Here is a 15,178-nt window from a genome sequence, read left to right on the forward strand (position 1 = left end):
CTTGTATAGAGGCATTCATGGTCTCGTAAAGCTCATTTATCCTTTTGACAAACGCCGCGAAGTCTTTATTCTTTTCTCCGGAACCAAAGCTGTAATTCTTTACCTTCTCTGATTCGCTATTGAATTCTTTAAAATTAGTGTCTATAGCGTATAAAACGGCCTGCCTTATTTCCTCTTCCGAAGACTCATTGAACTTCTCTCTATACACAACATCTATGGCCCTTGATATCCTCGCTTTTAATGCTTTTATATCACCCTTAAGATCATCATATTCAATGCGGATATTAAACAACTCTTCGATAGAGCCTATAAGTTCTTCTTCTTTAATATCATACGCCGCGTAATTTTCGAATAAACGGTTCAGGGTATTTTCGGCTGTGGAAATTACCAGCGAATAAAGGTCATCTATTTCCATTCCAAGGACATCCCTGCGGTCTTTATATGCCGCTTCCCTGATAGCGCCTAAGTTGACGTCATATTCTACCAGCTTCTTCCTTGCCTCATAATCCCGCGCGTATATTTTTGCCCTGGCTTCGCTGAGCGCTTTTTGTATAACCGCGTTGGCAGCTATGTCTATGCCGCCTTCCCAATCCAGTTCATTTGACAGCTTCTCTATAGCGTCTTTACCTAATATCTTGAATATATCGTCTTCCAGGGATACATTGAAATCACTGGAGCCGGCATCCCCGTTCCTGCCTGAGCGGCCGCGTAACTGCCTGTCTATGCGTTCAGAGGTCTTTGAAAATTCTGTGCCTAATATATGTAATCCGCCCTTTTCTTTTACGCCTTCGCCTAATTTTATATCTGTGCCGCGGCCCGCCATATTGGTAGCTATGGTAATCGCGCCTATCTGGCCGGCTTGTGCCACTATTTCAGCTTCATCCTTTGTCTGTTTCGCGTTCAAAATCCTGAATTGCAGGCCCGGGGCCCTTGCCTTAAGCATAGCCGCCAATTCTTCCGACTCATCCACATCGTTAGTACCTATCAAAACAGGCCTGCCTGATTCATGGTCTTTTAATATTTGCTCTATCGTGGCTTCGAATTTCTCCTGCTTTGTCTTGTAAATCCTGCCCGGGTTATCCACTCTGATAACAGGCATGTTTGTAGGGATAGGCATTACGTCTAAATTATATATTTCCTTAAACTCATCTTTTGCTTCCTGGGCTGTTCCTGTAGCGCCTGCTTTACTTTCATATAGATTGAAATAACTCTGAAGCGTTATGCTTGCCAGCGTATCCGAAGGCTGTTTAACTTCCACATCCTCGCCGTTATTGTGTTCTTTGGCCTCTATGGCTTCGTGGAGACCGTCGCCGTATCTGGAACCATATTTAGGCCTGTTTTCGTCGTCCAATATTATTATTTCTTTATCCTGGATTATGTAGTGTTTGTCTTTTATAAACAGGAAATTCGCCTGCAGGGACTGGCGTATCATGATATCTATGTCTGAACTCTCGGGTAAATTCAATTCCGCCATAAGGCCGCTGACCTTATCCACGCCTTCTTCGGTAAGATAAACTATGTCCCTGCCGTTCTCTGTTTCTTTCTTGTAGTCAGCTTCGGCCAATCCTTTTATTATATTATCTATGGCGTAATAAACATTCACGTCTTCTTTGCCTGTGGCGGCTGATATCACAAGAGGAGTCCTGGCTTCATCTATAAGTACATTATCTATTTCATCCACCAGGGCAAAATGCCTTCCCCTCTGGACCTGGTCATCTTTGGAATAAGCCATGTTGTCGCGCAGGTAATCGAAGCCAAACTCATCTTTTGTGCCATAAGTTATGTCAGCCAGATAAGCTTCTTTGCGAGTACATGCTTCTAACGCGCCGTTCCTATACATATAACTCTTGCCGTTCGGCAGGATAACGGCTGATGTGAGGCCTAAGAATTCATACATCGCGCCCATGGTATTAAGGTCACGCTCTGCCAGGGCAGGATTCGCTGTAACTATATGCACGCCCAGGCCGCTTAACGCGTTAATCACTCCGGAAAGGCCTACTGTAAAGGTTTTTCCTTCGCCGGTAGCCATTTCAGCTATCATGCGCTTGCACATGGTCATGGCGCCCATCAACTGCACATTATAATAGGTATAATTCTTGCCTTTTTCTATTACATCCGCTCTCTTGATAGCTTCTTTTGTAAGGGCAAATACTTCAGTCAGGATGCTGTCCAGGATATCCTGTTCTTTCTCTCCCGCTGATAACCTGTCTTTGATAGTTGCTCTTAACTCTTCTATTCTTGTCCTGATCTCCGCGTCACTTGTATCTATAAGATTAGCTTCTATGGCATTTATATCCTTAATTGAATCTTCCATAGAAGCTTTCAGGCTTAATTCTTCTTTATACCCATATATCCTTACCTGCGCCGCGTATGAAAGCATCGCTATATAATACGCGATCATCTGGGCATTATATTTAGTTAGTTCGTATGCGCGCCTTACGCCTGTCGCTTCAAGATAATCAGCCTTAGGAAATACTGGTTTTACAGGTTTTACAAGCGTGGGGATGGCATGGCCTGATGCCAGGGCTTTTGTTTCGCCTTTTCCGAAATACACCGCGTTTTTAAGGTCTGTAACTACAGATGGGAATAGCGTTGACAGATCAGGCGACGCGCCGTAATAATCTTCTGTTTCAGGGGTTTTTGTTTTATCAGGCGCGATTACGACTACCTGCTTTCCTGTTCCTGGTTTTTGTTTGCTTAAAATGTCTTCTATTTTAACGCCTACGTCATTGCCTTCAAGCGTCCTTGTAATAAAGAATCCATTACCATAGCCTACCACCGGCATGAAATGCTCAGGCACCCACAGGATAAAGCTCGAGCCCATTTCATTCACTTTATCTATATCCACGGTTGTTGATATTACATCTTTTACACCGTATTTATTGGCGACTGCTTTTATTACCGTATCCCCGATCTTGCCTTCTATAAGGTTCTGAACTATGTCCGATTTGACATTACCCGGTATTGTTTCGCTTTCCAATTCAAGGGTTATTTCATTGGTTATCTCTCCGGCAAGTTCTCCCCTGGAAACTTTCCTGCCTGCCCAGGTTTCCAGTACCACCTGTAATGCCTGCACTCCGCAGTTTACGGCTGAAACCCCGCCGACCGTGGCGCCTATGCCCATAGCGCTAAGATCTTCCATGGACACGCCGAATAACCTTTCGAAATTGCCTATCTTAACGGATTCCAGCGCTTTTATGAAGCTGTCCGCCAATCCGGCTTTTTCTGTCTGCGGCACGCTGTCCAGGACGCCTGTAAATTCTGCCAATAATTGTTTTGCTGAAGTAAGTACGAGAATTGCCTGAGGAGAAAGTTTCTGGGGTTCGGAAAGCAGTTTATCAAGTTCCTCAGCAGGCCCGCCCCTTGTGCCGTTCAGGACAGCGGTAATAAGCCATGTCTTTGCTATTTCCCTGGCAATGTCTATCTGCGCCCTGCCCTGGGCAGCGTTTATTTCCGCTATAGCATGGCCTGAAGCAAGGGTCTTTCCCGCGTCAGGAGAACCCAGCGATATCATATATTTTTTCGTTAAGTCTTCTAACTCTTCTTTTACTTTCGCGATTGTTTTTTGAACCTGTAATTCCGTAACAATGCCAAAACGCAGATTAGCTACATCTGAAACAACAACCTTACCTTCCAATAAACCTGTATTTTTCAATATGCTTACCGATGGCCCTTCTGTCACAAACGAAGCGCCTTGTTCAGCCAAAGCCTTTATCAGATATTCCACATTTTCGATATATTTACCGATCTCGGCAGTTTTTTGTTTCTCGGTAAGTTTTTTATCTTCAAGGATGCTTACGAGTTTATTATTTGATATTTCCACCCTGTCCTGCCTGACCCCGTGGACTGTTTTACCATTCTCCGCGATATAATGTATAATATCGTAAGGCGCTGTAAGGTTATTTAAAAAACCTTTTTTCCTGGCTTCTTCATACGCATAAAGCGACGCGTCATTGACATTTTCATCCTTATTATCGAAGACCTTTAGTTCGCTATTCTCCGATATCTTAACAGCCCTGGCATCATTTCCTACCTCCACCATAAGCCTTGTTTCTTCATCCATTTCGCTTACTTCTTTGTTTAAAAAGACTCTTACCATTTCTTTCTTATCTTCGGAAATATCCAATCCCCTTAAAACACCGTTTATATCAAGATATGCGGTGCCCAGTTCTTCTCCGGTGTCCGGGCGGATTTCTGACCCTGTGAATTTCTTATCTATTTCTATCACTCTGTCGGTAACGAGCCCGATAAACGTATCCTGCCTTCCTATTGATTTACCCGTGCCTTTTATTTCAACAAATCTTAGAAGAGCTAATTCCGGCGTATTCGCGATAATGTATTCAACAGCCTTCTTTAATTCTTTCTCATTACCAAAACGCGCAGACGTGTTCCTCATAGTAACGTCATACCACAATTTATCCGCGATATTCGATATAAAGGTATCTATATCTTTTTCCATCAAAGCTGTATTTGCGAGGAATTCCTGGATAGTGATTAATTCCACATCTTTATAGACCGCGTCGTTGGAAGTTATCAGTGTCCAGCGGTTTTCTTTACCTTTTTGTTTCTGAATATCTTTAATGCCCTGCTTCTTAAGATATTCTTTTACGTTATCTTTCAGGTCATTGGTCTTCTCGCCCACCAATTTCCAGCTATTATATTCATCATCCAAATGCATAGCTTCATGCCCTATTGGAGCGTCTTGTATCCTTTTGGCTATATCAGGATGAGATTTGCTTATATAAGCGACATTGACTATGAATCTTCTATCAATTCCTATTACAGGTTTCCCCTTTCCGGATTTGTTTTCATGCGCGAACATATTTCCAACAAGAGGATTGGCCCCGAAGTTGTCTATATAATTTGTCTCTATGAGGATATCTATTCCTGATTTACCTAATGCCTTTATCCTGTTTTCTATATTTGTCCTGACCTCTTTTTCCGCCGTATCCAGCATATTGACATCGAAACCAATATCAGCCAATATGTCCACGCTTATTATATTTTTGTACTCTTTATATTTTTCGTTATCCAAAGTTTTATAATTTGCCTCTATCCTGCTCACGTCCTCCGCGGTAAAATGGTTGCCCCGGAAAATCTGGGACGTAAGTGCCTTTGTGTAAACATCAATGGTTTCTACGCCGTATTTTGAGTATTTTTTAACAATATTATCCACATCCGGTTTAGCTATATTCAGCGTATTCCTTTTCTGCCACGTTAATTCTATTTCCTTGACCGCGGCTTCTTTTACATCATCTTTATTCTCGTAGTCAAAAACACCGACCAATGTGTATAAAAACTGCTTTGTCTCATCGTTCTTATCATCTTTTGTAAATTCATCTATTAACGCTAACGTTACAGGTATATTTTTGTTTTGCCCTATCTGATCCTGGAGATTTTGCAGTTTCAGCATATCAAGCGAAAGCTGGCGCAATACTACGCTATTTAAAGTATCGGTTATTTCCGCTTTTTTGCCGGCATCTTTTTCTTCTTTGATCGACGTTTTCATGAGCTCTATTGTTTTATATTGCCCCTCTATGCGGGTTTTTAATTCATCCATTTGCTTTTGCATAGCCTTTATTTCTTTTTCCTTAAAGCTGATAAATTGCTTAATAAGGCCTTTCATGTCGGGATTGGCCTGGGCAAGTTTCATCACCGCGTTTATAGATGGCCCGAAAGAATATGAAGCTGGATCTAAAAAGCCTTTCATATCCTTAAGTGCCATATTATTGAACATCCCGGCAAACTTATCATTTTTATATAAGTCTTTAGCGTTTTTAACGGCATTGGCTGTAATGCCGGTATCAAGTAAAGACAGTACATTTTCTCCTTCAATGCGCGATTGTTTTATAAGCTCTGCTATATCCGACCCCTTTATATCTTCTCCTTTTGCTATTTTCGAAAGTGTTTCTATTAGATTGTTGTAGAATCCGGGGTTGGCTGCGTCCAGGCCCAAATCCTTCATCGCCAGCTCTATCCCGTTCTTATCAGTACTCACAATATAATTATTTATGTCAAAGTCTTCGGACAGGATACCTGCGTCAGGGGCATCGGAAAGCACCGCGAGATTTATGATCTTATTTATGTCTCTGGTGTTAAAGATAGTGATCTCCATATCTGCGGTATAAGCAAGTATATTCTCAGAGTCTTCGACGCGTTCCAGGGTCTCCTTATCCAAAAACGGAAGAGCTATATTTATAAGTCTTTCCTTTTTATCTTTATTTTCTTCTTTATTAATAATGGCTATGACAGCGAGAAGGTTCACTATATCATTCCCTGATAATTCTATATTTTTGATCTCGGCAAGTGGTACATACAGATCGGAAGATGGGTTTATGGGTGAGTCTTCCTGTTCGCCTATTATATTATTTAAATAAGCGGTAATGCCTCTGATCAGCCCTCTCTCCTGCAAATATGTTAAAAACTGAGATATCTTCTCAGGTTTAATGGGTGAAGGTTCGTCCCATCTGGAATTTTCGCCCTCTATGACAGTATTAACTTTTTCTGTAGCTACCCTATTTATGTAACTTTTCATATCTTCGCTTGTTTTCCTTGTCGCGATCTGTTTCTTGGATATGCCTTCTATGAACTTTATGAGAGTTTTGGACAACTTGCCGTCAGAACCCGGCTTTACATCCCATAAGAGATCGTACAGGTTAGACACTGTCTCAGACTCTATAATACCGGAGGAAGATCTTTTTAATGTTTCCAGGCCTGACTCAAAATCTGTTACCCGGCTGTTGATTTTATCTTTGTATTTCGAGAAAACAGCTTCTTTACTTAATGACTTCAGCATGTTTATAGAGGAATTTAAATACGCTTCAAGCGTATCCATGCCTCTTTGGGTGCCTGTCTTATAACCTTCTAAAAGCCTATTCCCGGGTCTGTTCTTTTCGATTTGTTCGTATCTCAACTTGAGCATCTCATCTTTTAACGCAGTATCACCTTCTTGCCCGATAATCTCATCTAAAAATCTTCCTGTAAGGACATACTCGGCTATCTGCCCTATCAGGCTGTCTATGCTTTCAGCCGCTTTAAAATACGAATTCATGAGCGCATTTAATTCAAGCTTTATCTTGATATCCGTCTCTGTACCTGAATTCCTGTATTCGTCCAGCAATTTTCCTGTTCTCGTGTCGCCATTCTCCCTGAATAATTCTTCAAAATAACTTTCGCCATATGCCTTTGATATTTCGGCGAGCGCTTCTAAATTTTTATTTAGCTGTGTTAAAGAAGCTTCATCCATATATATCTTCCTGTCGCCATCCCATCTATCTTTTTCTGTCGGGTGTCTCTTGCCTTCGGCGTCACTCGCCTTATATTCCGGGATCTTCCTCATAATCCTGACAAGCGCCTGGATAAGAGTTTCAGCAGTGGCATTTTCCGCGCCTATCAACTTAAGCCCTAACATCTCCTGATAGTCAACCTGCCTCAACCCCTTTTCAGTGGTTATCAGGACCATGCTCGGATTTTCTTTTATCTTCTTTGAAAGGCTTTCGACCAGTTCTTTATTTTCTGCCTCTGTTTTGTCTCCGCCTGCTTCTATGACCTTAGGGTCCATTCCAAATTCTTTTAATTTAAGAACCAGGTCTTTTATTGTTACCTGGGGATTATCTCCTATTACTCCGACCAAAGAGACCTTGCCTAATCTTTTGTCAACAATAATATCATCAACCATAGTATCTACAGAACTTTTACCTTTTTTAGCTATTACTATCTCCATATGTTCTGATTTCGCGTAAAGATATTTTTCAAGCGATAAATTATCCACGCTGCTTACATTTACACCGAATAATGCCGGCACCAGACTGCGGACACTGCCGAATGTAGCCGTGAGCCCGAGGACAAAGATATCGCCTTTTGTCGAGGAGAAGAAAAGCTCCATCTTGCCTTTTTTATCCTCAGTGCTGACCAGGATAACTTTATTATTCTTATTCTTGACCAGATCGCCATTTTGGTCCTTTATCTCTCCTTTATCTATCAATTCATTTACCCTTAATTGCAAGCACATATTAAACATATCACTATCGTCTCTTAAGCTGAGAGGCTTATTTGTGTCCCTTATGTCTTTTAAACCAGGTGTGCCACTGCTATCTACCCAGAATGCGTTGGTCTCCAGCGCCCTTATGGCGTTCTGGATCTCACTTACTGAAAATCTATCGAAACCTTTGGCTAAACTCGTATTAAAAAGCTTGTCAAACGCTTTATTGGTGCGAACCACCCCGTTATCCCAGCACCAGCCAGGTGTATCGCTGTCAATTTTAGGCATCTTATCTATATCCTTTTCATAAAGTTTATAATTCTGCCCGTCAGCGCTGGTGCCTTCCTTGCCCTTGCCTTCTACACCTTCAAGCTGCCTGAGGGTATTCAAACCTGCCTGGGCCCTCTCCATCATGCTTTCTACAGCTATTCTCGGATTTTTTGATATAATAGTGGTTTCTGTGCTTAGCAATATAGAATCTATTTCATCTACGCCTCTTACCCTGATCTTATCCAGGATCGTTCTGAAGGAAGTAATTTTTCCATTGCTATCATATATATTCTCCTCGCCGCGCAATTCCAAAGACTCCCTTGAACCTCTGTCAACTATCAATAATTCTTTAGGATTATTATAGCTGTCTGCTACTTTTTGCAGATTGAGCGTATCGCCTTCTTTAAATTCATATATGCCTTTTAACTCGATATCATAAGCTTTCTTGAAATACTCCGCGTAGCTGGAAATATATTGTTTCACAGCTTGTTCGTTATGCACTATGATTTCCGCGATTTCTCCGTTCAACATCTTCATCCTTAATATATCAAGCATAACAAGGGTCTTGCCGGCTCCGCCGCTCATTTCGCCCATATGAGACCTGCCGTCATAGAGAGACTTCAAGGCTTGTTCTAATAAGTCCAATTGATAGCCTTCTCTTTTTGTATATTTTGTACCCTTGCTTGCTTCTAAAATTGTCTCTACGGCAAGTTTGACGAATATTTCCTTTTCAAGCCCTATTTCTGTCAGATCTATATCCTCGCCCTCATACTTTATTTTTATGGACAATAGATCATCCAGCGTTAAATCCCGGCCTGTTTTTTCTTTAAAGGCAGTCTCTATGGCGGCTATTTTATTCTTGATTTTATCTGTTAAATTTAACTTGGAGGTATCTATCTTGCCTTCAAATGTCACTTTCCCCCCTTCAACGCCTGAAATCTTGCTTTTAGACATAAATGGGACTGGCCTGCCGGGCAGGAAAAACAGGGAAGCAAAAGCTATATTAGACGCCCATTCCTTGGCTGTTTCTTCAGACATAAAGTTTTTCAGGACTATTTCGGAAGAAGCTTCAACCGTAGATAATGTGGCGGCTACAAAAACCATTGAATTCAGGCTCTGCAGGAATCCGGAAGATACCTTTTCCCCGGCTAAAGTTTCCATTCTTTTGATATACCATTCGCTTCCTTTCCCAAGCCAGCCGGCAATTCTTGAACCGCTTATATTTAATGCCCTGGAGAATGTATGATTGAAGGCCTGGCCCGTTACAGTAATAGCTGGGGATTGCAATATGGGGAACAGCGGCCCGATGGTGAAGCCCATCTTCGCGAACCCTGGTATTGATACCAAAGACGCCTTAAAGAAAGAGTCTATGTTTTCCGAACTAAATAATGAGGAGTCTTTTTTATATCCGCTCCATAATTCCAAATCAGTTCCGAATATACCATTAATAGCATAATTTATAGGTATGCCTATAGCGGTAAAAACAGGGCCTGTCTTTGCGAAACCCCATGCGCCTTTAAGCGCGTAATCTGTAAAGTTCAACGCGCCTGCCGTGCCTGGTGCTCCCGCGAATCTTGCTGTTGTGGTCAAGAAATTATCCCATCGCACTCTAAATCTTGTGCTTATGTTCTGGCCTATGGTCTTAAATAACGGACCTGAGCTCCAGCTCTTTATAAGCCCTGGTTTTATTGTCCTGGTAGTCATTGTAGTTATAGTGGTTGCTTCTCCGCCTATCTCTATATTCGCGATTTTTCCCGGGGCATCAATAAAGAATTCTGGTGTTTTAGAGGTAGAGTAAATGCCGTCTGCAACCTTTACTGTAGTGGATGCCAAGAGATATTTGCCTACCGCGACAACTGAAAAATGAAGCGCTGAACCAAGAGCAAATCCTGAGGTGGCGCTTTTAACTATATCGATAAACCTGGGCAATTCTCCGTATTGTATATAACTTATAATCGTATCGGCTGTAACGCTTATGGCCGCCCCCCATAAAGCCGTCCTTAAGACTGCAAGGCCTATTTTTGCCCCTCCAAGCGCGAAACCACCGGCTAGCGTTGGTATGGCTATAACAACATCAAAAGCGATATCTTCCATGTCCAGGATATCTCTATATCCATTTATCAGAGTATTCATACCCTCTACACCGGCAAAGCTTGTATTTATCTCGCTTACATCGCTATAATCGAGTTTTTCCATGCTTTCCCTGGCTAAATCTATCTTCATGCGGATCTCAAGCCTGCGGGAAGTATCTAAATTGCGATATGCTATACCGCCGGTCCCTTGTATTTTCCCGCTAAAAAATACATTGCCGATCACATATTGCTTAAAAGACCTCCATAAACTAGGGGATTCATATTCATCTTTAAAAATTTTCGCGTAACTAACTCCCTGGGCATCAAGCATGCCTTTGAGCCTTTTAACTCCCATGTAATCTTCAAAATTTTTAAAATTATAATTATCAGCGTTTATTTGCCTTATAGGGATATTCTTTGCCATTTGCCACCAGTTCTGGCCTTCACATATCTCCATCCTGCCCAAAAGCCTGTAATTTCCATTTTTGACTATTATTTCTATTTTACTATCTCCTTTAATCTTGCTATCGCCTCCGGAGCCCTCTATTTTCTTATATGTTGAAGAAACACCATCTTTATCTATGGTTTTTATATAACCCTGCCATAAACTGCCAGAGATATCAAACTCCATCCCCTGCTCTACCCTATACATGCCGCTGAATTCCGGATTTGTATCCGGCGTGGCCCTGTTTATACTGCCTTTTACGAGTATCCAGAGATACTGTTTACTCGAATAATCATACTGGAAATCGAATTTAGCATTATCCAGGTCTTTTTTCGAAAATCCTAAAGTTACAAGCCTGTTCTTATAATCTGATATGGCTTTTTGCCAATCTGCGTTAGCTTTATTCCAGGCTACTTTTGCCTGGGCCTTTTCTTTAGGCGTAGCAAATCTATCAACAACTTCATCTCCTTTATTTCCTATCTTTGTGTTATAACCCTTATATCCTATGCTATTTTCTATTGTCAGTTTCCTGCTGTAAATATCCCAGATTTTTTTACCTTCTGCGGCTGCCTCTTGTTTTTTTAACTTCTCATATTTTCCCCAACCCGGCTTTTCCTCTGTTTCGCTATTTTTATCAGGAACGTGGTTAATTTTAGAATATTTTGTATTTAGAGTAGCATTAACATCTTTTAATAATTTTTCTAATTTTTCATTTACGGATGCAGTGATAGAATTATATTTGTCTATTTCATTTGCCGTAAGCGCCCCGTTTGAAATCTTGAAATCAGGATAAGCGTCCTTAATGATCCCTCTTACTTCCACTGCGTTTTTATCGTATTCGTCAAATTGCGCCTTGGCGAATTTCATCTCTTCTGCGCTTAGTTTATTTTTATCTTTTGATACGATATCGCTTTTCCCGGCCTGGACCAGCGCTTTTCTTACGCTTGTGATATAATCTGTGCCTTTTAATTCCTTATTGCCGCCGTTGAAATAATCAAACATCTGTTCATATATCTTGCCCTGCGATTCAGGAGAAACTATGTTTTCCATTTTGCCGTTCTCATATTTATAAACATGGACACTGTCTTTACTGTAATAAATATCGCCGCTCTTGGTAAATATCAACTCTTTATCTTTCTTATCCGAAGTATATTCATAATATGTCTCTACCGTTCCGTCTTTTGTTTTTATGCTAACTTTTTCCAGGCTTATATTCTTTTCTATGCCGAATGTCTTTCTCTGTGTTTCGCTGAGAGTATTGCTGTTAATCATCTCTATCCGCATCGTCCCTATTTTTACGCCGGATTTATTATAATAAGTGCCTGCCGATCCTGATAAAGGATTGAAGTCCGCGTCAAATTTTATCCCTTTGCCGTAGATGACCTTGCCCGCTACTTTTTCATTTTCATCCCGCAGGAATACAGTTACGGATTTGCCGGCTTTAACGCCATAAATAACACTAGGGCCTTCGCCTGAAATAACCTCCACATTATCCATGAAATTTCTTAATTCTTTAGACTCGAACTTTACATTCCCTTCGTTGTCGGTACTGACTAATACCGCCGCGCCCTTCTGCGAATAAGAGCCATTCTTGTATTCGTAGAACATCCCCTCGTTATCGCCTTTTTTATGCAAGACTTTGCCTGTTAATTGATTCTGCTCGTCCCTTAAATAGAATATTTCCGATCCTTTGTTATCCGATTCGTATTGGAGCTCTTCTTGCTGGGATATCTTAAATGCGCCGTTCTTTTTCTCATAAATTACATTTTTAAGATTGTCCTTGTAAGACCCTTCTGTCATATCTGAGCCAGAAGGCGTGTCCTTAATAACAGTTCCCGAAAGATAGGTTATATCAAAAGGTTTGCCGGTTGCTTTATCAGTTCCCTGCGCATGTGTATCCTTAGGAAGCGTCCTTATCCTTTCTCCAGAAATAATTGCTTCGCTATATTCATTGCTCCCAGTAATAGGAGAAAATTCTATAACGAGTTCAGAAGATGTCACGCGTATTACACCTTTATCCAATAATTCAGCCTTTACACCTGTTTTCGCGTCAATAATCTCTTTGATCTCTATTTTGTTCTCTCTATCAAGTTTTATTGTAAGCTTAGAATCCTTGGAGTATGTAGTGCCTAAATATTCCATATCCTTGGTTAATTCCGCTTCTATCAAAGCGCCGGGTTTATTAAGATTGACTTCTTTTATCGACTTTATTCCTTCGGTTATCTGAGTATTTGCAAGGATTACTCTGGGATTTGTTATTGAATAGATTTCCCCTACCAGTTCCGCTCTTATTGGGTCTTCTTTCGTGAAGTTGTCCTGAACTATTTTAAGGAGTTGTCCCTCGTATTTCGCCGCCGCCTTATCCGTGATCTTCTTTTCCTTAATCAGCGCGCTTATCGCCTGCGCTATATTTATCACTTCTGCTTTTATATGCTCTTTATCCATAGCAGATAATGAAGTTATGATAGAATCTATATTCTCCAGTGTAACATTCTGAACGAGGATCGCGTGATCGGTAATGAGATTCATCGGAGCCTGGGGTTGTTTCACGACAGGCACTGTGGTCTGGATATAATTGCCCGATTCTTTGTTTTTGAATATCAAGGTTGTTTCTTTTATATCGAGTTTTGGAATTGCCACTTCAGCCGAGAATATAAAATCTTCTACAGCGGCAAAACCTTTTAATATCTCAGTATCTTTTGTTGATATGGCTAACCCGCCTGTAAGAGCAGCGAGCTGTGACATAGGCATACCTGCGCCTGCGTTCTTATCCGGGGTCAACAGAGTGTCAGCTATAAGGCCAGATAACAACTCTTCCTTTGTAGGCTGCTTTAAATTATCATACTCAGGACCTACACCTATGAAAGATAACCTGATGTTGCGGCCCTGAAAAGCTTCAACTATATCATATAATTTATCTTTAGTGATATTACCCACATTAAATAATCCGTCGGTAAGAAATACTATATATGTATTGGTTATGTTGTTAGTTATGACTTCGCTGTAGACTGCTTTAAGCGCAGGGTAACCTGCGGTCATATTTTCGGTTTTCAAATTGTCTACCAGGGTATATGGATTCTTATCCTGACCAAGCGTTTTTAATTCATTCACATTGTCAGAAAACGCATATAACGCCACATTAGTTTTATCCTCAATCTTCTGTAATATTTTTTTGACCGCTACTTTTAAATCTCCGAGCTTATTACTTTCTGACATACTGCCGCTTTTATCCAGAATAAATATTATTTTTGCTGTCCCCTGAGAGGTTTTTTCATTTTCCACAAAAGCTTCTGTTTTTTCAAGATTCAACCCCACATTAACTAATATATTATCGTTTGGTGAAATCTCCGATATGCCTCCTGTAATCTGATCACCTTCCAGAGCCAGCGTAGATTTAGTTGATACAATAGTTGCGTTAGAAAATTTTACATGCTCTATGTCAGGCGTTTTTCCTATAAGTTCTTCATAGAGGACTTTATTACTTTTATCTGCTATCGTAACTCTAAAGGGAATATCCTTTGGCACATTTATCTTAAGTTTATTGATATCTTTTGATATTTCCGCGAATTTATCTTTTAAACCTGTAAATGCGTCCGCATAATAGAACACGGCATCCGCGCCATTGGCTTTGCACTGCGCTATAAAACCCTCGGCCTCGGTTTTACTTTCCTCAGTTACTCCTACGAACTGGATTGTAATATTATGTCTCTTCGCGTAATCTATTATCTGGCTCCAGGTATTCTCTAAATCAGGTTCCTTGGAACCTTTACCTTTAGAAGCTATATCAGATTGGCCATCAGTCATGACTACTAAGACCTGATTATCCGGGATATTTTTTATTGATTCCAGCATATTGGTATAAAGATATGTAGCATCTCTTCCTTTGGAAGGAAGGCTGTTGACATAAACTTCCAAAGCTTTTTTATTGCTGAATTCGGATATTTTTATATCCCCGGCGCCTTTTTCTCCGGAACCAGGGCCGAATATATTAAGCTTAAACTTCATTGAATCCGGCAGATTTTTCAGGAACTCGGAAAGAGCGCCTTTTAATAACTTTACCCTTGATTCATCCATGGTACCGGAAAAGTCCAGGGACAATGTTACTGTATTTACAGGCTCCTGAACACTAGACTGCTCTAAATTAAAAGCTCCGCTGGTATTATCAAGAGGGGTTACTGTTACTTTATAGGCGTTTTCCAGGCCTCTTCCTTTAACAATCAGCTTGTCGCCCTGCCTATCGAGTGTTATCGAGGAAGAAGTGCCCATGCCAGACGTTCCTGATATAGACGGAATATTATCTAAAATATCCTTTAGTTTCTCGATCTCTACGGGCGTATTAAAGGTTTTCTCAAGATTTTCTTTTAATCCGGCTATGGAAATGTGTTTGGCGTAATTTTTATAGTAGTTGAA

1 protein-coding gene is annotated in these 15,178 nt (G+C 40.8%); it reads right to left on the minus strand.

Annotated features, from left to right (window positions below; all coding sequences use genetic code 11):
- Positions 1-15,178 (minus strand): VWA domain-containing protein (locus tag WC317_07605; GenBank protein MFA5339993.1); only part of this gene is annotated, 15,178 nt, incomplete at both ends.

The organism is Candidatus Omnitrophota bacterium, from assembly GCA_041653595.1.
In the GTDB taxonomy this organism is placed as follows: domain Bacteria; phylum Omnitrophota; class Gorgyraeia; order Pluralincolimonadales; family Pluralincolimonadaceae; genus Pluralincolimonas.